The following is a 22,216-nucleotide window of genomic DNA, read 5'->3' as shown; positions in this document are numbered from 1 at the left end:
GGCTTTATTCCTTCAGCGGATCACCGACCCGCATGATTTCCCACTCTAGCGTGATGCCGCTTGTTTCGTAAACCTTTTTTCGCACCTCTTCCCCCAGACCTTCCAGGTCTGCGGCAGTTGCGTTCCCGGTGTTGATGAGGAAATTCGAGTGCTTGGGACTCATCTGCGCACCACCTTTTGTCGCCCCGCGCATGCCCGCATCGTCAATCACCTTCCACGCCTTCAGGTCGTGTATGTCATCAGCCCGGCCCGTCGAAGAGAACCCCGCAGGGTTACGAAAGGTGGAACCGGCGCTGCGATCTTTCGTTGGTTGGGTCTCGTCGCGTTTTTCAAGTTGGGCTTTCATGCGAGCGTGAAGTTCCTCTGGGTCGCCCGAGGGGCCTTCAAACGTGGCATCAATCAACACCGCGCCCTCGGGCAGATCGGTTTGGCGGTAGCGAAAGTTCAGATCGTCAGGCGTAAGCTCGGCAAGCTCACCTTGCCGGGTGACGATCGTAACCTTGCGCAGCACATCCGCTGTGTAGCTGCCATAGCAGCCCGCATTCATCCGCACCGCACCACCAATCGAACCGGGGATCGTCCGCAGAAAGGTCAGGTCCACCCCCGCATCCGCCGCCTTACGCGCCACATGCGCATCGAGTGCTGCCGCACCCGCGGTGACGGTGTTGCCCTCGACATTGATCCCGTTAAAGCCGCGCCCCAGCCGGATCACCACGGCACGCAAGCCGCCATCGCGGACAATCAGGTTCGATCCAACGCCCATTGGAAAGACAGGAACACCCGCTGGCAGATCGCGCAGAAACGCCCTCAGGTCGTCAATATCGGCGGGCTGGAACAGGTAATCTGCAGGTCCACCGACGCGCAGCCAAGTGAGGTCATTCAAGGACCGATTTTCAGAGAGCTTGCCGCGCGGAACAGGAAGAGATGTCATGCCTGCTAGATCGCGGATTTAGCATCACAACGCAAGCTGTAAAGGCTAAGGCGCAGACCGCATGACACTGCGCAGCCACCGCCCCAGATAGATCACTGGCCAGCGCAGCATGGACATACCCGCAGCCAAAACCAGCAGCCCGATCCACGGGCCGTTTTCATAGGTGACATATCCCAGAATGGGGATGCCGACCGCAATCAGGATATAGGCGCGGGTCCAGTGATTATCCTTGCTGGGAAGCATCGCCAGTACATTTGCTGCGATACCCCACAACGCGGCAAAAGCGATCGACCAATTCACTCAGCAACCTCCTGCCCGGTCCAACGGCGCCAATAAAAGCGGATAGGGTTGCGGAACATGGACACGAAACCTCCGATCGCCAGAACCGACCAGAGCCAGCCGTGGTCATAGCCTAGCCAGATGATCACAACCGGCGCACAGATCAGCAAAAGGAAACCCGGTGGAAATTGCAGCCGCATCGGAAGCAACCCAACAATCGTGGCGCATATCACCCAGAGGGCCGCAAAGGTTATCGAATAGTCCATTGGCCTCTCCGAAGGCGCGCAGTGGTAAATGTCCGGTTGTCACACTTGCAAGTTGTGCGACAAATATCAGTTTGGGTCAAACGGCTTGTTTTCTTTGCAGTCTTACGGGCAAACCGTTCGCCCATGCACTGATTGTTCCTGCCCCGAGACAGACAACCATATCGCCGGGGCGGGCCTGCTCACGCACGAGGCGCTCAAGGTCATCTTCGTTCAGAAGGGCGCGGGCATGGCGGTGGCCGTGGCGGATCAGACCCTGCACCAGATCATCGCGAGAGGCGCCGGGGATCGGATCTTCTCCAGCGGCGAAGATATCCGCGATGGCGACCACATCAGCGTCGTTGAAGCAGGTGCAGAAGTCTTCGAACAGGTTGGACAGGCGAGAGTAGCGGTGCGGCTGATGAACGGCGATCACGCGACCCTCGGTCGCCTGACGCGCAGCTTTCAGGACGGCGGCGATTTCAACAGGGTGATGGCCGTAGTCGTCGATGATCGTCACGCCGTCGACCTCGCCTACCTTGGTAAAGCGGCGATTGACTCCGCCAAAATTGGCCAATGCCTTGCGGATCTCGGCAGTTTTCATGCCGAGGTGACGGGCTACGGCGACAGCAGACAGTGCGTTGGACACGTTGTGGTCGCCCGGCATGGGCAAGGTACACCCCTCGATCACGGTGTCTTCGTATTGCAGGTGGACATCGAAATGCGCGACCCCGCCCTTGTATGTCAGGTTCACCGCCCGCACATCCGCTTGCGCGTTGAAGCCATAGGTGCGTACGCGGCGGTCGGTAATTCGACCCACAAGCGTTTGAACCTCGGCGTGGTCAGTGCAACACACGGCCAGACCGTAGAATGGAAGATTCGAAACAAACTCGTAGAATCCATCGCGCAATTTGTCGAAATCGCCCCAATGCTCCATATGCTCGGGGTCAATATTGGTGACGATGGCGATGGTTGCGGGCAGACGGTTAAACGACCCATCGGATTCGTCGGCCTCAACAACCATCCATTCGCCCTGCCCCATACGGGCGTTTGAGCCATAGGCGTGGATGACACCCCCGTTGATCACGGTCGGGTCAAAATCACCAGCAACCATCAACTCGGCCATCATCGTAGTCGTGGTTGTCTTACCATGGGTTCCGGCAACGGCGATGTTTGAGCGCAGGCGCATCAGCTCGGCCAGCATGTCGGCGCGGCGCACAACAGGCAGCCCCTGCGCACGCGCACCATCAAGTTCCGGGTTGCCCGGTTTGATCGCGGTCGACACCACAACGACAGAAGCGTTTTCAAGGTTTTCTGCGCGTTGTTCTACAAAAATCTCAGCCCCCAGGCCTGCCAGCCGGTCCGTGATTTTTGAGGTCTTCAGATCTGATCCCTGAACCCGGTATCCTAAGTTCAGAAGAACCTCGGCAATTCCAGACATCCCTATCCCGCCGATCCCCACGAAATGGATCAGCCCGACGTCTTGCGGCAGTTTGGTTGCAGGATTCATGCGATCTCCTTCTGCGCCAGATCTTCGACAAGATGTACCAAGCGCTCGGTTGCATCCGGGGTGCCCGTCGACAAGGCGGCTTGGGCCATCTTTTGCGCCGCTTCCGGGTTGGTCAGAACTGAGGTGATTTGCTCGGTCAACGACGAAACGTCAAGGGCATTCTCGGGGATCATGATCGCCCCGCCCGCCTGCACCAACCCACGGGCATTCGCAGTCTGGTGGTCGCCAGCAGCGGCAGCAAACGGGATCAGAACCGACGGCCTTCCAATAACCGAGATATCGGCAACACTGGACGCGCCCGAACGTGAGATAACCAGTTGCGCGTCCGAAATGCGGCGCGGGACATCCTGAAAGAAAGGTTCGACTTCGGCCCTGATACCGTGATCAGCATAGAACGCCGCAACACGCGCGCCATCCTCGTCACGGGCTTGATGGGCAACACGGATATGGCCGCGCAGATCTTCAGGCAAAGCGGCAATCGCACCGGGAACCACGTCGCTGAGGATGCGCGCACCCTGCGACCCACCCATCACCAGAATCGACATCGGATAATCGCCGGGCGGGATATAACCGGCTGCTGCGCGCTCCAGCACGGCGGCACGGACGGGGTTGCCAGTGTGGACCCGTTTAACGCCTTCGGGCAAGTCGGTGGGCCAAGTGCCGCAGGCGACTTGCGGAACGCGGGTAGCAAATAGTTTGTTAACCCGCCCCAGAACCCCGTTCTGTTCATGGATCATGCGCGGGACGTTCAGCAAGGTTGCCGCACCCAGCGCAGGGATCGAGGGATAGCCACCGAACCCCACAACAACATCCGGTCGGTCGCGCATCATCTGCATTGCCATGCTGGTCACACCGCCCGCGATCTTGGGTCCGACCAGCGCCTTGGCGGCCAGACCACCGCGCGCGAAGGTCGCTGACGAAGCCTCGACAATCTCGGTCGAATGCGGAAAGCCGCTGGTATAGCGCGCACCACGCGGGTCGGTGGACAAACGTACACGCCACCCCTTGTGAAGCATCGCCTCGGCCAGCGCCTGCGCGGGGAACATATGCCCCCCGGTGCCGCCCGCAGCAATCAGAAGATAGGGTTTGCTCATCAACCTCGTCCGCGCAGAATGTCACCAAACTCGCCCTGAGGGCGCATTCGGGTGAAGGCCAGCAGCATGCCAACCGCAATACCACCCGCAATAAGTGACGAGCCGCCATAGCTGACAAACGGTAGCGTCATGCCCTTGGCGGGCAGCAACCGTACTGCGACCCCCATGTTGATCATGGCCTGAACGCCAAAAATGCAGGCCAAACCAGTACCGGCCAGACGGATGAACATATCCCGTTCGCGCATCAGGCGCAGCAACGACCGCACAACGATCAGCGCATAGAGCGCGATGATGATCAGGACCAGAACAAGGCCGTATTCCTCGGCCGCGACCGCAATGATGAAATCCGTGTGCGCGTCGGGCAGTGACCATTTCACTTGCCCCTCACCCACGCCAACACCGAATAATCCACCTTCACGGATGGCGTTGGTGGCATAGCCAATTTGCGTGGTCGGATCGACTTCCTGATTCAGAAATCCATCTATGCGACGGGCAAAATGTTCTGAATTCGAGTAGGCCAGCATACCGGCCAGAACGACCGCACCTGCCATCCCCACCAGCAGCAGCATCGGCGCTCCGGCCACGAAGTACATCACGCCCCAGCCAAAGAGGATCAAGCAAGCCTGCCCGAAATCGGGCTGCAATACCAGCATGCCCACGATCGCCATGCACAACGCAAACGACCAAAGCCGTCCCGGAGGGCCGTTGATTTCCTGCGATGCGGCCAGCAACCATGCGGCCACGACGATAAAGCCGGGCTTCAGAAACTCGGATGGCTGCAGCGAGCCAAAACCCAGCGAGTACCAGCGCACCGCGCCCTTACCAAAATCGGTGCCAAAAACGGGCAGAAAGACCAGTGCTACGAAAGCTCCCAAAAACCCAAGAATGGCCAGACGCCGTACCAGCGTCGGCGACATCATCGAGGTCAACAGCATCGCAATCAGTGCCAATCCACCAAAGATCGCCTGACGTTCGACATAGTGGAACGGATCGAACCCGTTGCGGCCTGCCAGCGGTGGCGATGAAGCCAGCCCAAGCAACAGCCCGATGACAAACAGGATCAGCACGCAGGACATGGTCCAGCGATCAATCGTGCGCCACCACTTTGGTAGAATCGGTTCTCCGCGCTGGTCCTGGACCGCGCCATACACCATCTCAGTCATGAGATACCGCCACTCTCTGCCTCATCCACGCCCCGTTTCTCGGGGTCTGACGTTGAGTCTACAGGGATTTTGGTGTTTGGGCTAGCGGAATGAGGACACAACAGCGGAAATTGGCCCCAAAAGCTGCCGTTTCGGGCAAGCAAGATGATTTCCTATCCCGCAGACCTTCTTATTCGACAAGATCGTAGTGTTTGATTGTCCGGGATTCGACCAATTCAGCTTCGGCCGGGTCAATATGCGGGCTGTTGTAATCCTCACCCACAAAGGCCTTTAGCGCATCCAAACTGCGCCAGACCATAACGAAACTGAATTCACGTGGCGTTTCCGAACGCGGGGCACCCGGAAGGACCTGAACAATGCCTTCCGTGTTCTTCATCAGGGGTATCGCGGTCTCATGGAAGAACTCTGAGAATTCCGCCTCTTTACCCGGTCGAACCGTGACTTGGAAAATGCGCATGATCATTGGGGTGCCCTCCTTCAGCGCAGATCCATCTTGATGTCCGCGCTTGCAGAAGTTTACCACAATAGCTCTCGTTTCCCTTGCATTGGCTTTCTGGTCTGCTTCCACTTGATATCCGGCACAATTCACGCCATGCGCTGCCCATGACTTTTGACACGATCATCCTAGGGGCCGGTGCTGCCGGCATGATGTGCGCGGCCCATTGCGGTGGGCGCGTTCTGGTGATCGACCATGCAAAATCTCCGGGTGAGAAAATCCGCATTTCAGGCGGTGGGCGCTGCAACTTTACGAATATGTATGCTTGGTCCGACAACTTCTTGTCGCAGAACTCTCATTTCTGCAAATCCGCATTGGCGCGCTACACACAGTGGGATTTCATTGATCTGGTTGGGCGCCACAAGATCGCATGGCATGAGAAAACCTTGGGCCAACTGTTTTGCGACGGGTCGTCAAAGCAGATTATTCAACTGCTGCTGTCCGAGATGGACCGCGTCGGGGCTGAGCTGTGGCTGCGCACCGAGTTGAAGGACCTGCGCAAGACGGACACTGGGTTCGTGTTGGATTTTGACCGCGAGGGGCAGCGCCTCAGCGTGACCTGCACCAATCTGGTCCTGGCCACAGGTGGCAAGTCGATCCCCAAGATGGGTGCAACCGGGCTGGCCTATGATATTGCCCGCCAGTTCGGCCTGCGGATCACCGATACGCGCGCCGCGCTTGTGCCCTTCACATTCTCGGACGGTAAATTCAACGACCTGTCCGGTGTATCCCTGCCCGTACGTCTGTCAAACGAGCACACCAGCTTTGACGAGGCGCTGCTTTTCACCCATCGCGGCCTCAGCGGACCGTCGGCGCTGCAACTGTCGTCCTATTGGCGCGAAGGTGAAGCGATCCGGGTCAACATGATTCCTGATCTGCCCCTTTTCGACTTGCTGCGTGATCAAAGACAGGCCGCAGGTCGCAAGGCGCTGACCACCGAATTGGCGCGTCATCTTCCCGCGCGGCTTGTGGACTACCTGTCCCAGAATATCCAGATGCAGGGCAATCTGGCCGATCAGCCCGACATTGCGCTGACCAAGTTAACCGCAGCGCTCAGCAACTGGGAACTGACCCCATCAGGCACCGAAGGTTATCGCACCGCCGAGGTCACGCTGGGCGGGATCGATACTGATGACCTGTCTTCAAAAACAATGGAGGCCAAGGATGTCCCTGGCCTCTATGCAATTGGTGAAGCGGTCGATGTCACCGGGTGGCTGGGCGGCTACAACTTCCAGTGGGCGTGGTCCTCAGGCTATGCCGCCGGAACAGCCATCGCGGCCCATTAACCTACGACGTTGTAGCCACGTCCGCGCATGCAGTTGCGCACGATGACTTCCTGGTTCTGGGTGTTATTGATCGCACTCGCGCCAGCCCCAACCAAAGCACCCGCGGCCGCTGCACGGCCCAGATTGTCGCTGCTGTCCTGAATTATTGCGGTGGTTGCCGCAGCACCCGCAGCACCAACCGCTGCCGCACCGGCCGTACTGCCGTCCACAGTGCCTTGCGTTCTTGCCAAGGCCTGACAATTTGCAAGATCGGATTGGTAATTCGGTCCAACTGGCCCATCAATAATCGGGACATAATTTGCACCCACATTCGTGCAGGCAGCAATCGCCAGACAAGCGGGAAGGATCAATGAAAACTTACGGTATGGCATTGTCATAACCTCGTGTTGCATTTGCCCGAAGCCAAACGCAATTGCCAAGGCGCGTCAAGCTGATAGCACCCTAGCTTGGCCCAACAGGCGGTCTATTGCAAATCGCTATTCCGCAAGCCTTTGCCGAACCTGCGAGGTAAAGTCTTCTCCGCGCCGTTCGAAGTTGTCGTATTGATCAAAACTGGCTGCTGCCGGCGCAAGCAACACGGTCTCTCCCGGTTGCGCATCGGCCATGGCTTGCGCAACGGCTTCCGCCATCGTTGTGCAGACTTGCGCCTCAGCTTTTAGCTGCATGGCAAAGCCAGCAGCCTCGCGCCCGATCACGTAGGCTTTGATTACTTGGTCCGCTGCGGCGTTCAGGGCCGCCAAGCCGCCTTCCTTTTCAAGCCCACCGCAAATCCACCTGATCTTCTTGAAGGCATTCAGGGCCTTCAATGCACTCTCCACATTCGTGGCCTTGGAGTCGTTCACATAAGTCACGCCGTCAACTTCGGCGATGATCTGGCTTCGATGTGGCAAACCGGGATAGCTGTGAAGCGCGTCCTCGATCACACGCGGTGCAAGACCCAGGGCGCGACAGGCCGCATAGGCGGCGCAGGCGTTCTGATGATTATGCGCGCCCGGTAACCCCTTGATCAGGCGCAGGTCAATTGATCCGGCCTGCCGCCCTTTACGATACTCGGACAGGAAGCCCTTGCGCGCAAAGACTTGCCAGCCCGGCCCGGTCAGCTTGCGCGATACCGAGATACGGATGACGCGATCGTCAACCGGACCCTCCGAAAGCTGCCCCGCTAGAAACGCACCTTCTTTTTCATCCACCCCGATGATGGCGCGATCTGGCCCGCCCTCGGCAAACAAACGACGTTTGGCGGCAAAATAGCCGCCCATCCCCCCATGCCGGTCCAGATGATCTGGTGAAAGATTGGTGAACACGGCCACGTCGGGCGTCAACGCGCGCGCCAGCTCGGTCTGATAGCTGGAGAGCTCAAGAACTACCACGGACCCATCCCCGCCCGGTTCGATATCCAACACTCCGCGCCCGATATTGCCCGCCAACTGCGCCTCACGCCCAGCTTCGGTAAGAATGTGATGGATCAATGCCGCAGTAGTCGATTTCCCATTCGATCCCGTCACCGCAATTACACGCGGCGGAGCGTCATAGCTGTTCCATTCTGGCCCTGCAAAGGACCGGAAAAACAGCCCTATGTCGTTATCTACCGGAACGCCTGCCTCTAGCGCGGCTGCCACAACCGGGTTTGGTTCGGGATAAAGATGCGGAATACCCGGCGACACAATCAGCGACGCGACCCCTTCGAAAGCACCGTTGCGAAGCAGATCGACACAGACGAGCCCTTCGGCTTCGGCCCTTTCCCGCGCGGCTGGATTGTCATCCCAACAAAGCGGCTCGGCCATGCCAGCCCGCAATGCGCGGGCCGCGGCCAGACCTGACCGACCAAGCCCCAGAACCGCAACCTTCTGACCCGAGAACCCTTTCACAGGGATCATGCCACCCACCTTTTTCTGACGTCCAATTCGCCGCCACACTGCGCAGAAGAAATCACCGATGGCAAGGGCAGCAAAAGGCTCGCGCGGCAGCGCGAGCCAGGCCCAACAGGTGGCAGGTGGACCGCAGGTCCGCCGAACCTGGCGGGAGCGTTACCGGACTTTCAAAGTCGCAAGGCCAATCATCGCAAGGATCAGCGAGATAATCCAAAAGCGGATCACGATTGTCGGCTCAGCCCAACCCTTTTTCTCATAGTGGTGATGAATAGGTGCCATCAAGAAAACACGTCGACCGGTTCGTTTGAAATAAAGCACCTGAATGATCACACTCAGCGCTTCGACCACGAACAATCCACCGACCACTGCCAATACCAGCTCGTGCTTGGTCGCCACTGCAATCGCACCCAGTGCGCCGCCCAGTGCCAGCGATCCGGTATCGCCCATAAACACAGCGGCAGGCGGGGCGTTATACCACAGGAACCCAAGCCCGCCCCCAAACAATGCTGCGGTAAAGATCAGGATTTCTCCGGTTCCCGGCACATAATGCACATCCAGATACTCGGTGAAGTCGACCCGCCCGACGGCATAGGCGATGACACCCAAGGTCGACGCCGCGATCATTGCCGGCATGATCGCCAGCCCGTCCAGACCATCAGTCAGGTTCACTGCATTCGCCGCCCCGACGATAACCACGACCGCGAAGGGAATATAGAAAACTCCAAGGTTGACCAGAGTGTCCTTGAAGACCGGCACCGCCATCTGGTTCTGCAAGGCTTCGGGATGATGCAATGACGCCCAGAGCGACGCCAGAACGGCAATTATCACGCCCAGCGCCAGTCGCATCCTGCTCGACACACCCTTTGTGTTTTGTTTCGACACCTTGGCGAAATCATCTGCAAAGCCAATCGCCGCATAGGCCAGCGTCACGAACAGCACCATCCAGACATAAGGGTTATCCCACCGCGCCCAGACCAGCGTCGACGTAACCAACGCGCCAACAATCAGCAACCCGCCCATCGTGGGCGTTCCCGCCTTGGAAAAGTGTCCTTCAGGGCCGTCATCCCGGATTGGCTGACCCTTACCTTGCTTCTTTCGAAGCACGTTGATCAGGGGCTTGCCAAAGATGAACCCAAAAATCAGCGCCGTCAAAAAGGCCCCGCCCGCACGGAACGTGATGTAGCGGAAGAGGTTAAAGAAATCGCCTCCATCCGACAGGGCGGTCAACCAATACAGCATGTCAAAACCTTTCCAACGCGGCGATCATGAGCCAGGCGCGCTCCCTTGCCCCATTTTCCGCAAACCGTCAACAATCTGAGCCAGCGCCATGCTCAGTGAACCTTTGGCCAACACCGTGTCGCCTGCGCGGACCAGCTCCGGCAGATGCTTAGCCATTTCTGCGCTGGTTTCACACCACCGCCCACGCTTGTCTGTGGGCAGCGCGTCATGCAGGGCCTTCATCAGCGGACCGATACTGTGGACTTGATCCACCCGCGCCATCGCGCCAACGCCTGCCAGCCCGGCATGCATCGCGACTTCCTGTCCGCCCAACTCTTTCATATCCCCCAGAAACGCAATCCTGCGCGCAGCTTTCGACGCCGCGAGCACATCCAGTGCCGCCTCCATCGAGGTGGGGTTGGCATTATAGCTGTCGTCCAGCAGCTCGATTTCGCCCCCTGAAGCTAAGGGTAAGATTTCGCGCACGCCCCTCCCTTTGACTGGCGACCATTGCTTCAGGCCAGCGATTGCGTCGTCAAGATCAACGCCCATTTCAACGCAGGCCGCCAGAGCACCCAGAGCGTTCATGGCGAAATGAGCGCCCGCCGACTGCACATCGTATGAAAAGGCCTTGGTTCTTAATGTTGCATCGGCGCGGACCGAGCCGTTTACTTGTGCAACGCCGGTCAGGACGTAATCTGCGGCCCTGCGGCCAAAATCGATGATCTTTGCACCCTGATCCAGCGCGGTCTGGCGCAGAATGTTTGCATATTCGATATCGGCATTCACGATGGCCACACCGCCGGGTTCAAGCCCTTCGAAAATCGCAGCTTTTTCATGAGCGATGCCAGCAACTGAATCAAAAGCCTCCAGATGCACCGCCGCCACGGTCGTGACCAATGCTACATGCGGCCGGGCCTGACGGGCCAAGGGCGCAATCTCTCCGGGGTGGTTCATTCCGATCTCGATCACGGCGAATTCGGTATCGCGCGGCATACGCGCTAACGTCAAAGGTACGCCCCAATGGTTGTTGTAGCTGGCGACGCTGGCATGAGTTTTTCCCTGCGTCTCAAAGATGGTCGCCAGCATTTCCTTGGTTGACGTCTTTCCCACGCTACCGGTGACACCCACCACGCGCGCGCGGGTGCGGGCGCGCCCGGTCTTACCCAGCGCTTCCAGCCCGGCTTGAACATCCGCGACAACAAGCAACGGTGCGTCTTGGGAAACGCCATCAGGGATGCGCGACACGAGCGCGGCCCCAGCGCCTTTTTCCAAGGCCTGCGCTACGAAATCATGCCCGTCACGTGCGGCTTTCAATGCTACGAAGAGGTCACCGGGTTGGAGGGTTCTCGTGTCGATCGACACGCCATTCACGTCCCAGTCGGTTGTTGCATGCCCGCCGGTGGCTTCGGCAGCCTCGGCTGCGGTCCACAGCGTCATGCCACCCTCCCATCCAGCGCGGCCACGCTGATGCTGGCTTGTTCCACGTCGTCAAACGGCAAGACCTGATCGCCGACAATCTGGCCCGTTTCGTGCCCCTTCCCTGCAATCAGCAGCGCATCACCGGGTTGGAGCGCATCAACGCCGCGCAGGATGGCCTCGGCGCGGTCGCCCACTTCGGTGGCGTCGGGTGCGCCCAAAAGGACAGCGGCGCGGATGGTAGCCGGATCTTCGCTGCGAGGGTTGTCGTCAGTGACAAACACAACATCTGCATGATCAGCGGCGGCTTTGCCCATAAGCGGACGTTTGGTTGCATCGCGATCCCCGCCAGCACCGACAATCGCGATCAGGCGCCCCATGACATGCGGTCGCATCGCCTTTAAGGCCGTCGCCACGGCATCTGGTGTATGGGCATAGTCGACAAAAACCGTTGCTCCGTTCTGGCGTGTGGCAGCCAGTTGCATCCGGCCCCGGACAGTCGTCAGATGCGGCAAGGTTTCGAACACGCGCTCGGGGTCGTCACCCGCCGCGATGACCAGACCACAAGCCAGCAGAATATTTTCGGCCTGGAACCCGCCGATCAGATTCAGGCGCGCTTGAAGCACTTTGCCTTGCCAAGAGAAGCGCAAATCCTGCCCGGTCGCATCAAAACGCTGGCCTATCAAGCACAGATCGGCATCGCCCGACCCAACCGTAAGAACCGATTGCCCGCGCGCCTCGGCGATTTTGCGGACGTCTGCGCCTTTGGGGTCGCTCATATTGATCACAACGGTGCCATCCTGCGGCAGAACGCGGTCGAATAGCCCGGCCTTGGCGGCAAAATACGCCTCGAAAGTTTCGTGATAATCCAGATGGTCCTGCGAAAAATTCGAAAATCCTGCGGCGGTCAGGTGCACACCGTCCAAACGGCGTTGTTCTAGCCCGTGCGAGGACGCTTCCATTGCGGCATGAGTCACACCGTTTTCGGCAGCTTCGGCAAGGCAACGGTGCAACGTTATGGGTTCCGGCGTGGTATGCGCCAGCGGGGTTGTCCATGCCCCTTCGACACCCGTGGTCCCAAGGTTGACGGCCGCATGTCCAAGCTCGGTCCAGATTTGGCGTACAAATGTGGCGACCGAGGTCTTCCCATTGGTTCCCGTAACCGCAACGATGGTCTCAGGCTGCGCGCCAAACCACAGGGCGGCGCACCCGGCCAGTGCCTGACGCGGGTCTTCGGCCACGATCAGCGCGGCGTGCGACGCGGCCAGCTCCTCAGCGGCGATTTCAGCACCCTTGGCGTCTGTCAGGATCGCCGCAGCCCCCATCCGCAAAGCATATTGAATGAACTCCCCACCATGCACGCGGGTGCCGGGCAAAGCGGCGAAAAGGAAGCCGTCCTTTACCTCGCGGCTATCAACTGCCAGGCCAGTGATGTCGGGATTTGCACCACCCCGGGCGGTCAGGGCCAATTGGCTGAGTGTTTTTGTCCTTGTGCCCATGCCCCACCTCTACCGCACAGCCTAATTCGAGGTCAGGGTTATAGCAGCGCTCGCCTCAGGCTCAAGCCGGGGACGCAAGCCCAGTAATGGTGCAATGCGTCCAATCAACTCGGCGGCAACGGGAACTGCCGTCCAACCTGCCGTCCGTCGCTTTTCACCATAGGCAACGATGGACGGTTCATCCAAGGTCACGATCAGCACATATTTGGGATCGTACGCGGGGAAGAAGGTCGCAAAAGTTGCAATCACCTTGTCATCGTAATAGCCACCGCGCGGTTTGGGCTTGTCCGCCGTGCCTGTTTTGCCAGCCACATCGTATCCGGCTACATCACCAAAGCTTGCAGTTCCATCCGTCACCACGCGGCGAAGCATGTTCTGCGCTTGTTTGGCCGCGTTCTCTGACATGACGCGCGGGCCATATTGCGGCCCATTCTTGCGCAGGATGGTCGGGCTGACATAGTGACCGCCATTGGCAATCGCCGCATAACCCGCAGCCAGATGCATCGGGCTGGTCGAAAGTCCGTGGCCGTAGGAAATGGTCACGGTGCTCAGTTCGCCCCATTTCTTGGGCTTCAGCGGCTCGCCCCCGGCTGCTTCGACAATTTCAAACGGCGTAGGCTTGAACATACCCAACGCCTCAAGGAAATCCTGCTGGCGTTTTGCGCCGATCTGCAAGGCAAGCCGCCCGGTCCCCCGGTTCGAGCTGTGGACGATCACATCCGCCACGCTGATCTTGCCGTAATTCTTGCCGTTGAATTCACCGATCGGGAAACGCCCGATCCGCATCGGACCCGAGGTATCGATGATCGTTTCGGAATTCACCAAGCCCAACTGCACCGCCTGAGCGGCCGTGAAAATCTTGAAAACCGATCCCAGCTCGTAAACGCCCTGCACATAGCGGTTGAATAGCGGACTGTCAGAGGGGTCAAAGCCCGATGTGGGCGGACGTGGGCGGTCATTCGGGTCGAAAGACGGTAGCGAAGCAGCCGAGATGACCTCACCCGTATGCGCGTTCATCAACACGGCGGACGCGCCCTTGGCATTCATGATCTTCATGCCACCGTAAAGCACCTGCTCCACAGCCGCCTGAACCGTCAGGTCCAGCGACAATTGCAAAGGTTTGTTGCCATTGGCCGGATCACGCAAGTAGTCGTCAAACTGCTTTTCAACGCCGGCAACACCGATCACCTCAGCGGCGCTAACGCCCTCGCGGCCAAAGCTGGACCCACCCAGAATATGGGCGGCGAGTTTACCGTTCGGATACAGCCTCATTTCACGGGGTCCGAACAGAATGCCGGGATCGCCGATGTCGTGAACGGCCTGCTTCTGTTCGGGCGAGATACGTTTCTTGATCCAAAGGAACTTGCGGTTGCCGGTGAAGTCCTTGACCAGACGCTCTTTGTCCAGATCCGGGAAGATTGCGACCAGCTGATCAGCGGCTAAAATCGGATCGATCATCAGGGGCGGCTGGGCGTATACGGAATAAGTATCCAGATTGGTTGCCAGAATACGCCCTTCGCGATCGACGATATTTGCGCGCTGCATGGCAATCGCAGCCCCCGGTGCGCTGGCCAGCGGCTCTTGCGCCTCGGACGTGGCAAGCATACCCATGCGGACGCCAACGACCGAGAACGCACAGAAAAAGAAAAGACCCAAGACCAAAAGACGCCCTTCAGCGCGGGCGCGGGCACGGTCCTTCATATCCTCATGACGCTGACGGATATTTTCTCGTTCAATTACCTTGGGGTTTTCACCCCGGGCACGAGCATCAAGGATACGGGCCAGAGGGCGCAGAGGCGTGCGGGTCATGGGATTTGCACCTCACCCAACGCCTGAGTATTTGTAATGGCCTGTAACTCGATCGGATCAACGATGGGCAGGTCCGGATCCTCGGCATAGGCAATCTGATCAGCCCTGCCGAATTGTTCAGCTCGCAGCGGCAACAGGCCCAAACGTTCAAAGTTCAGATCGGCCAGTTCGCGCAGCCGGTCGGGGCGGTTAAGATAAGCCCATTCCGCGTTCAATACAGCCAAACGCACCTGCGCGATCCCGATCTCGCGCTGCAGTTTCTGCGTCTCCTTAACCACCTGCTGGGTGCGGAAATTTTCCTGATACGCCCAAAGCGCCAGCCCGAACACGGACAAGGCCGTCAACACATACAAAACACTCTTCATTTCATCCTTCCCCCGAGTTGCGGCATCCCAATGGCGCGGGCCTCAATTTCCCCCGCCGGAGCATCTGTCCGCACCGCGACACGCAATTTAGCCGAGCGCGCACGCGGATTTTCCTGCAATTCCTGCTCATCCGGTCCAATGGCCTTGCGTGTTTTGAGCCTGAATTGCGGCTGCTCCTGTTCCACCTCTGGCGCATAGCGGTTGGCCCGCCCCGTCTTGCCCGCACGTGACTGAAAGAACCGTTTGACCATCCGATCCTCGATCGAATGAAAGGTGACCACGGCCAACTGCCCACCGGGTCTCAATGCCCGTTCAGCGGCCATAAGGCCTTGGAATAACTCTTCGTATTCTGCGTTTACCGCAATCCGAAGCCCTTGAAAGCTGCGCGTCGCAGGATGAGACTGGCCAGGTTTCGGGCGCGGCAGGCAGGATTCGATGATTTCAGCTAAACGCAGGGTCGTGGTGATCGGCTCCTGTGCCCGCGCTTTCACAATGGCCTTTGCAATCCGGCGACTCGCGCGCTCCTCACCATAGTGGAAAAGAATATCCGCCAACTGCGCCTCGGTTGCCGTGTTGACCAAATCAGCGGCGCTTTCACCTTCCTGGCTCATCCGCATATCCAGCGGACCGTCCTTCATGAAAGAAAACCCGCGCTCGGCTTGATCCAACTGCATGGAGGACACGCCAAGGTCCAACACCACTCCGTCCAGATCCAAAGCGTATTCATCCAAACGCGAAAAAACGCCTTGCTGCATCACCAGCCGGTCGCCATAGGCAGACGCCCATGCTGCAGCCATTTCAAATGCCAAAGGATCACGATCAACCGCGATAACCTTGTCAGCCCCAGCGTCCAACAGGCCGCGTGTGTACCCGCCCGCACCAAAAGTGCCGTCCAGCCAAGTCCCGGACACCGGCGCAACCGCAGCCAGCAACGGACGCAACAGAACAGGAATATGAGGTTTGTCAGAAGGGGTTTCAGCGTCGGCCATGCCGCTACGCGTCCCTGACGCCATCTAGGAATTCGAGGGGGTCAAAATCCTCGGGCTGTTCGTCCAGCCATTCCTCTGCTGCGGCAAGCTCTTCGGATTCGTAAGTTTCAGGCTTCCAAATCTGAAATGTGTCACCAGCAGCGATGAAAAACGCCTCACCCTCGAGCCCGATCTTGGTTCGCAGCTTGGCCGGTAGAACAAGACGCCCTGTCTCATCAACTGTGGTGGGAAAAGACTGCCCGTGAAACATGCGTTGCAGCATTTTTCGCTGCATCGAACCGCGCGGCAAAGCGTCAATCTTTTCATCGACCTCTTCGATTGCCTGCATGGTATAGCATTCAAGGAATTTCCGCCGGTGATCCCCGTATACAATTACAAGCTCAGGAGTGTCGCCGGGCTGCCAATTGGGGTCCGACGATTCAAGCACGCGGCGAAAAGAGGCCGGGATCGAGACCCTGCCCTTCGTATCCACCTTGTGGTGGCTTTCACCTCTGAACCTGCGCGCCAAGACGACTGTCCCTTTCGCTTGCGCCCCACCAAATCTTCACGTCCCCCGGATGAAAAACGGCGGGTTGATCTGCTGCCACTGATCAACCCGCCGCATTAACCCGCTGTGCGGGATGTCCAGCTGCGCGCGCCACCTGGGGGGATGTCTGCTCGCCCGCGCGCCGGATCTCTGAGTGATGAAAGCGAGATGCCTGTATGAAACCTGTTTTTCTGGTTCGGGGTCGTTTGGCGCCCCATCTGCCTCGTCCTCATCTTATGATCAAGGGATGACATGGGAATTCATGGAAATCAATAGAAAGTTTTGAGCGTACCCATGGGAGTTGCAACATAGACAATGAGAAACTAAAAGAAAACTAGCCACATTGATCTACATTTAGTTGTCCGCCTTCACTGTGTAACAAATTATAGTTCAATTCTGGACTCACCCCTTGTTTCCCACAATTTCCCACTTTTCTTCAATTTCTTTGCGATTCTAGCCTTCAGTGGGTCAAAACTGTCGTTGAAAGCATCGAATCACCCCGAACTAAAACGCGCTGACAGCAAAATCATCGGACACGCGCGACTTGCCCATGATTTCCCATACAGCCTTTTTCAGACACCATATGCCGTCTCGTGGTTCACCGGATTTTCAAATCGCCCAAATTTCAAAGCTACGTGCATAAAGATAAAGCAATTCCAGGTACTGCATTTTACACAGTCGTTTGCGGTAACGGCTTGGGACGGCCTAAAACCTATATTTTAAAGGCACTTATACCATCGCGCGACCAACGCGTTGATATCTATGCATTTGCTGCATAGCAGCATTGACCACTTGGGCTATTGTGCAAGCGCAGCATTCCCTTATCTTCAGTCTCAAGCGAACGCCGGAACACATCGGCAAGAACGAAACATATCGGGTAAAGCAGATGGCAGCAGCAACACATCAAACCGCTCTCAAAGGTGCGCCAGTAACTGGCTTGTCTTCACTGATCGACGCCGCAAAAGCCCGTTTCATTCGCTACCGCGTCTACCGCCGGACAGTCAATGAACTGTCCGAGTTGTCGAACCGCGAGTTGGCCGATCTTGGACTGCACCGCTCGATGATCCGTCGCATGGCAATGCAGGCGGCAGAAGAATACGTCGCGTCGTAGGCGCGCACTGACATACCGAGATCAGGTCCTTCTCCTCCCTTTTGGACCTGCATTTCAGCGGCGATATCTCTCCTCCTCCCTGATATCGCCGCAATTATACCGGCCCAAAATGCCGGACACTGACACACCGGGTACTTCTCCTCCCTTTCCCGGTGTTGAAAGCGCGCGGCGACGTCTTCCTCCTCCCTGACGTCGCCGCGTCTTACAGATTACCGGGATCAGACCCGGAAAAAGATGCATCGGGGCTCTCCTCCTCCCTGCCTTGATGTTGAAAGAGCGCGGCGGCACCTCTCCTCCTCCCTGGTGTCGCCGCGACTTACGCATACCGGGGTCAAACCCGGGTTCGGATACATCGGGTCTTCTCCTCCCAATCTCGATGTTGATAAGAACGGCGGTTCCCTCCTCCTCCCTGGGAGCCGCCGTTTTTCATTTCCCAAGCAAGAAAAAAGGCGCCACAGCCAATGCCGGGCGCCCATCACAAAAGTCGAGCATGTGCCGAAAGGCACATTCCATTTGGCTAAAACGGCACGTCGTCTTTGGCGGACAGGAATCGCGAGACCACTTTCTTGATCCCCGCTTTGTCGAAATCCACTTCGACCTTGTCCCCTTCGATACCGATTACCGCACCATACCCGAATTTCTGGTGAAACACGCGTTCACCCATCGTAAAGCTGGCCACCGCAGTTGCGTCGATCACCGTATTGCGGCTTTCGCGCGGCTGAGAGGTTCCATACTGCCCTTGTCGCGCCTGCATCCGCTTCCACCCCGGGGAGTTATAGACATTCGCTTCAGCCGCGCGGGTTTCGATCCCAGCCGTGGGTTGACCACCGCCGTAAAGCCCCGGAGGTGTCAGCACCTCTACATGATCTTCGGGCAATTCGTCGATAAACCGCGACGGCATTGCATTCTGCCATTGCCCAAACACGCGCCGGTTCGCCGCGAAAGATATCGTACAAACTTCCTCCGCGCGGGTGATGCCCACATAGGCCAGCCGCCGCTCTTCTTCCAAACCCTTGATCCCGGATTCGTCCATGGACCGCTGAGAAGGGAATAACCCGTCTTCCCACCCCGGCAGGAAAACGGCGGGAAACTCCAACCCTTTGGCCGCGTGCAAGGTCATGATCGAGACTTTGGCCCCGTCGCCCTCCTGCTCATTGTCCATGACCAGGCTGACATGCTCCAGAAACCCTTGCAGGTTCTCGAAATTATCCAACTGGTTCACCAGTTCTTTCAGGTTTTCCAGCCGCCCCGGAGCCTCGGGCGTTTTTTCGTTTTGCCAATGGGCGGTGTAACCGGATTCATCCAAGATGATCTGCGCCAGTTCGATATGTGAAACCTCAGGCTCTCCAAACCGCATCGGGGCGCCGTCATCAATGACCGAGTCATCGTCGACCTCGATCCGCGGTCCGCGCGTCATCGCGTTCCACCGCGCCAGCCCGTCGATCAACTCGCGCAGCGCTTTACCGCCCTTGCCCTTGATCAACCCATTGTCGACCGCAATCCGCGCACCGTCGACCAGCGAAACGCCATGCTCGCGCGCAGTCATTTGGATCGTCTGCTGCGCCTTGTCGCCCAGCCCCCGTTTCGGAGTATTCACGATCCGCTCGAACGCCAGATCGTCGCCGGGGCTGACCACGAGCCGGAAATAAGCCATGGCATCGCGAATCTCCATCCGCTCATAGAACCGGGGGCCGCCGATCACCTTGTAGGGCAGGCCAATAGTCAGGAACCGATCTTCAAACGCGCGCATCTGGTGCGACGCGCGGACCAGGATTGCGATTTCATCCAGCCCGATGGGCCGCATACCGCGCGTCCCGCCCTGCATCGCGTCGATCTCTTCACCGATCCAGCGGGCCTCTTCCTCGCCATCCCAATGGCCGATGAGCCGAACCTTTTCGCCCTCTTCAGCGTCTGTCCAAAGCTCTTTACCCAAACGGCTTTCATTGCCCCGAATGACATTCGATGCTGCGGCCAAAATATGCGGGGTCGAGCGATAGTTCTGCTCAAGCCGCACCACATAGGCACCCGGAAAATCCTTTTCGAAGCGCAGGATGTTGCCCACTTCGGCCCCGCGCCAGCCATAGATCGACTGGTCGTCATCGCCAACGCAGCAGATATTCTTATGCGCCCCGGCTAAAAGACGCAGCCAGAGATACTGCGCGACGTTAGTATCCTGATACTCGTCCACAAGAATGAACCGGAACCAACGCTGGTATTGTTCCAGCACATCCTGGTGTGTCTGGAAAATCGTAACCATGTGCAGCAGCAGGTCGCCGAAATCCACCGCGTTCAGTTCGCGAAGACGGGTCTGGTACTGCGCGTATAGCTCAATACCCTTGTTGTTATAGGCCCCGGCATCAGCCGCAGGGACCTTGTCGGGTGTCAACGCGCGGTTCTTCCAGTCGTCGATGATCCCGGCAAGCATTCGCGCGGGCCAGCGTTTTTCATCAATATTCGCCGCCTGAACCAACTGTTTGAGCAAGCGCAGTTGATCGTCGGTATCGAGAATCGTGAAGTTGGATTTCAGATCGACCAATTCAGCATGACGGCGCAGCAGTTTGACGCAGATCGAGTGAAATGTCCCCAGCCACGGCATTCCTTCCGCCGGCTGCCCAAGCAATCTACCGACCCGCCCTTTCATCTCACGCGCAGCTTTGTTGGTGAAAGTTACGGACAGAATCTCGTTCGGACGCGCGCGGCCAGTGCTGAGAAGATGTGCGATCCGGGCCGTCAGCGCCTTGGTTTTGCCCGTGCCCGCACCAGCCAGCATCAGAACTGGGCCCTCCAACCGCTCGACTGCTTCGCGTTGGGCGGGGTTCAGCTCGTCCAGATAAGGCGTGGGGCGCGCAGCCATGGCGCGCGCGGATAACGATGCGCCCTCAAAGGCGTCCATTTCGTCGAAACTGCTCATTTGCCCAAACTACGCTGGAAACGCCGCAAGGGAAAGGGTTTGTTCACGGCTTGTTCGCGCAATACTCGAAAAAAAACCATCGCATTTCTGATCAACACACCGGGTATTGTCTGCACCTACTTCACTCCCTTTGCGCCGGAGTACGTGACGGGCTTGGGTTCTGCCCGCAGGCGTGCATAAATCTCTGGGCGATGCATAACAGGTCGAACAGCACCCGGTTTCAGCCGGCCTCCGTCGGCACAGTGTCTTGACATCAATCGCCCAAAGGCCCGCTCGCGCATCCTTTCTGGCGGCAGCAGTCTGAAAACCTTGCAGAATCGGGCGACAGGTCGGATCAATTCATATGGACCTTCACAGCTCATTCCCTGGCATTGCCGATCTGAAGCGCTGCGCCCGGCGCAGGGTGCCGCATTTTGTATGGGAATACTTGGCAAGCGGCACCGGGACCGATGTCACTATGCATCGAAACCGGGCTGCGTTGGATGATGTCGAGTTTCTGCCCTCGATCCTGCATGGCCCCATCGAATGTGAGACTGGCGCGCAGTTCCTTGGTAAGGACTTTCCCCTGCCCTTCGGTATTGCGCCTATTGGGATGTCAGGGCTGATCTGGCCGAATGCGGAACAATTGCTGGCGCAAGCCGCCGCAGAGGCGGACGTACCCTATACCCTGTCGACCGTCGCCAGTCAGAGCCCCGAGGACATGGCACCACATATTGGACAGAATGCCTGGTTCCAGCTGTATCCGCCAAAAGATCCCGACATCCGCACGGATATGCTGAACCGCGCCAGAAGTGCTGGTTTCACGACGCTTGTGCTGACCGTAGATGTTCCTGTCGCCTCTCGTCGGGAACGGCTGGTGCGATCCGGCCTGACCAATCCGCCCAAACTCACCCCCCGACTGCTGGCCCAGATTGCCCTGCGTCCGACCTGGGCATTCGGCATGGCACGAAACGGGATGCCGCGTATGCGGACGCTGGACAAATACGTCGGCGGCGAAAGCGCTCGCTCGTCAACGGCGCATGTTGGCTACCTGCTGCGCACCTCACCGGATATGGACTACGTGAAGTGGCTGCGTGACGCATGGGACGGGCCTTTCATCGTAAAAGGCGTACTGCGCGCAGAAGACGCTGTCCGGCTGCAACAGGCAGGAGTTGACGCAATCTGGGTTTCGAATCACGGCGGAAGGCAGTTCGATGGTGCCCCGGCCAGCATTTCGGTGTTGCCTGCCATTCGCACGGCTACAGACCTGCCGCTTATCTTTGACGGTGGCGTCGAAGGCGGCCTGGACATTCTGCGCGCGCTGGCCCTTGGGGCAGATTTTGTCATGCTTGGGCGCGGTTTTCTCTATGGCCTCGCCGCTTTAGGGGCACGCGGACCGGCCCATGTCATCGACATTCTGAGACAGGATTTGCAGGCGAATATGGGGCAGATGGGGTTAGCGCAACTGGATCAGATTAAGACACATGATCACGCCAATTGATGCTGCAATGCAGAGCG

Annotated in this window: 20 protein-coding genes; 3 read left to right on the top strand and 17 right to left on the bottom strand. The window is 58.3% G+C overall.

Annotation, left to right across the window (positions count from 1 at the left end; all coding sequences use genetic code 11):
* Positions 1-4: 4 nt before the first annotated feature.
* From murB to ACXAET_RS00720, 7 genes are all read right to left on the bottom strand, one after another.
* Positions 5-931: a UDP-N-acetylmuramate dehydrogenase gene (murB, locus tag ACXAET_RS00750; protein ID WP_475179559.1), complete on the bottom strand. Its 927-nt coding sequence runs from the start codon at positions 929-931 to the stop codon at positions 5-7.
* Positions 932-976: 45 nt separating this feature from the next.
* Positions 977-1,231, bottom strand: coding sequence for a DUF2484 family protein (locus tag ACXAET_RS00745; protein ID WP_475179556.1), 255 nt, complete (start codon positions 1,229-1,231; stop codon positions 977-979).
* Positions 1,228-1,476: a DUF2484 family protein gene (locus ACXAET_RS00740; RefSeq protein ID WP_475179554.1), complete on the bottom strand. Its 249-nt coding sequence runs from the start codon at positions 1,474-1,476 to the stop codon at positions 1,228-1,230. Before ACXAET_RS00740 ends, ACXAET_RS00745 begins: the two co-directional genes overlap by 4 nt.
* Before the next feature lie 76 nt (positions 1,477-1,552).
* The gene (gene murC, locus ACXAET_RS00735; protein ID WP_475179552.1) at positions 1,553-2,962 is read right to left on the bottom strand and encodes a UDP-N-acetylmuramate--L-alanine ligase; all 1,410 of its coding nucleotides are present in this window, start codon (positions 2,960-2,962) and stop codon (positions 1,553-1,555) included.
* Complete coding sequence (locus tag ACXAET_RS00730; RefSeq protein WP_475179550.1) at positions 2,959-4,056, bottom strand: UDP-N-acetylglucosamine--N-acetylmuramyl-(pentapeptide) pyrophosphoryl-undecaprenol N-acetylglucosamine transferase; 1,098 nt, start codon at positions 4,054-4,056, stop codon at positions 2,959-2,961. The genes murC and ACXAET_RS00730 overlap by 4 nt, the downstream gene beginning before the upstream one ends.
* On the bottom strand, positions 4,056-5,219 hold the full coding sequence (ftsW, locus tag ACXAET_RS00725; RefSeq protein WP_475179547.1) for a putative lipid II flippase FtsW: 1,164 nt from the start codon (positions 5,217-5,219) through the stop codon (positions 4,056-4,058). Before ftsW ends, ACXAET_RS00730 begins: the two co-directional genes overlap by 1 nt.
* Before the next feature lie 169 nt (positions 5,220-5,388).
* Complete coding sequence (locus ACXAET_RS00720; RefSeq protein WP_475179546.1) at positions 5,389-5,682, bottom strand: antibiotic biosynthesis monooxygenase family protein; 294 nt, start codon at positions 5,680-5,682, stop codon at positions 5,389-5,391.
* Positions 5,683-5,822: 140 nt separating this feature from the next.
* On the opposite strand from ACXAET_RS00720, the gene ACXAET_RS00715 reads away from it, so the two are divergent.
* Positions 5,823-7,001 carry a BaiN/RdsA family NAD(P)/FAD-dependent oxidoreductase gene (locus ACXAET_RS00715; protein ID WP_475179545.1) on the top strand — a complete coding sequence of 393 codons (1,179 nt, stop codon included), beginning with the start codon at positions 5,823-5,825 and terminating at the stop codon, positions 6,999-7,001.
* On the opposite strand, the gene ACXAET_RS00710 is transcribed toward ACXAET_RS00715, so the two are convergent.
* From ACXAET_RS00710 to mraZ, 9 genes are all read right to left on the bottom strand, one after another.
* The gene (locus ACXAET_RS00710) at positions 6,998-7,372 is read right to left on the bottom strand and encodes a glycine zipper family protein (protein ID WP_475179542.1); all 375 of its coding nucleotides are present in this window, start codon (positions 7,370-7,372) and stop codon (positions 6,998-7,000) included. The genes ACXAET_RS00715 and ACXAET_RS00710 overlap by 4 nt on opposite strands.
* Positions 7,373-7,477: 105 nt before the next feature.
* Positions 7,478-8,878, bottom strand: a complete 1,401-nt coding sequence (murD, locus tag ACXAET_RS00705) for a UDP-N-acetylmuramoyl-L-alanine--D-glutamate ligase (protein ID WP_475179539.1) — start codon at positions 8,876-8,878, stop codon at positions 7,478-7,480.
* Positions 8,879-9,028: 150 nt separating this feature from the next.
* A complete protein-coding gene (gene mraY, locus ACXAET_RS00700; RefSeq protein WP_068335706.1) occupies positions 9,029-10,111 on the bottom strand; it encodes a phospho-N-acetylmuramoyl-pentapeptide-transferase in 1,083 nt (360 codons plus the stop codon).
* Between the two features lie 24 nt (positions 10,112-10,135).
* Positions 10,136-11,530 (bottom strand): UDP-N-acetylmuramoyl-tripeptide--D-alanyl-D-alanine ligase, encoded by a 1,395-nt coding sequence (locus ACXAET_RS00695; protein WP_475179537.1) that lies wholly within the window; start codon positions 11,528-11,530, stop codon positions 10,136-10,138.
* A complete protein-coding gene (locus ACXAET_RS00690) occupies positions 11,527-13,008 on the bottom strand; it encodes a UDP-N-acetylmuramoyl-L-alanyl-D-glutamate--2,6-diaminopimelate ligase (protein WP_475179535.1) in 1,482 nt (493 codons plus the stop codon). The genes ACXAET_RS00695 and ACXAET_RS00690 overlap by 4 nt, the downstream gene beginning before the upstream one ends.
* A 21-nt stretch (positions 13,009-13,029) precedes the next feature.
* The gene (locus tag ACXAET_RS00685; protein ID WP_475179534.1) at positions 13,030-14,817 is read right to left on the bottom strand and encodes a peptidoglycan D,D-transpeptidase FtsI family protein; all 1,788 of its coding nucleotides are present in this window, start codon (positions 14,815-14,817) and stop codon (positions 13,030-13,032) included.
* The gene (gene ftsL / locus ACXAET_RS00680) at positions 14,814-15,182 is read right to left on the bottom strand and encodes a cell division protein FtsL (protein WP_068335718.1); all 369 of its coding nucleotides are present in this window, start codon (positions 15,180-15,182) and stop codon (positions 14,814-14,816) included. Before ftsL ends, ACXAET_RS00685 begins: the two co-directional genes overlap by 4 nt.
* A complete protein-coding gene (gene rsmH, locus ACXAET_RS00675; RefSeq protein WP_475179530.1) occupies positions 15,179-16,171 on the bottom strand; it encodes a 16S rRNA (cytosine(1402)-N(4))-methyltransferase RsmH in 993 nt (330 codons plus the stop codon). Before rsmH ends, ftsL begins: the two co-directional genes overlap by 4 nt.
* A gap of 4 nt (positions 16,172-16,175) precedes the next feature.
* Positions 16,176-16,679 (bottom strand): division/cell wall cluster transcriptional repressor MraZ, encoded by a 504-nt coding sequence (mraZ, locus tag ACXAET_RS00670; protein WP_475179528.1) that lies wholly within the window; start codon positions 16,677-16,679, stop codon positions 16,176-16,178.
* A gap of 904 nt (positions 16,680-17,583) precedes the next feature.
* Between mraZ and ACXAET_RS00665 the strand changes: the two genes are divergently transcribed.
* The gene (locus ACXAET_RS00665) at positions 17,584-17,808 is read left to right on the top strand and encodes a DUF1127 domain-containing protein (RefSeq protein ID WP_475179527.1); all 225 of its coding nucleotides are present in this window, start codon (positions 17,584-17,586) and stop codon (positions 17,806-17,808) included.
* 517 nt (positions 17,809-18,325) lie between these two features.
* On the opposite strand, the gene ACXAET_RS00660 is transcribed toward ACXAET_RS00665, so the two are convergent.
* On the bottom strand, positions 18,326-20,719 hold the full coding sequence (locus ACXAET_RS00660) for an ATP-dependent helicase (RefSeq protein WP_475179524.1): 2,394 nt from the start codon (positions 20,717-20,719) through the stop codon (positions 18,326-18,328).
* Positions 20,720-21,062: 343 nt separating this feature from the next.
* Between ACXAET_RS00660 and ACXAET_RS00655 the strand changes: the two genes are divergently transcribed.
* The gene (locus tag ACXAET_RS00655) at positions 21,063-22,199 is read left to right on the top strand and encodes an alpha-hydroxy acid oxidase (RefSeq protein ID WP_475179523.1); all 1,137 of its coding nucleotides are present in this window, start codon (positions 21,063-21,065) and stop codon (positions 22,197-22,199) included.
* Positions 22,200-22,216: the final 17 nt, after the last annotated feature.

The organism is Ruegeria sp. AWH4_226 (genome assembly GCF_056159225.1).
This window is presented reverse-complemented; position numbering and strand designations above follow the sequence as displayed.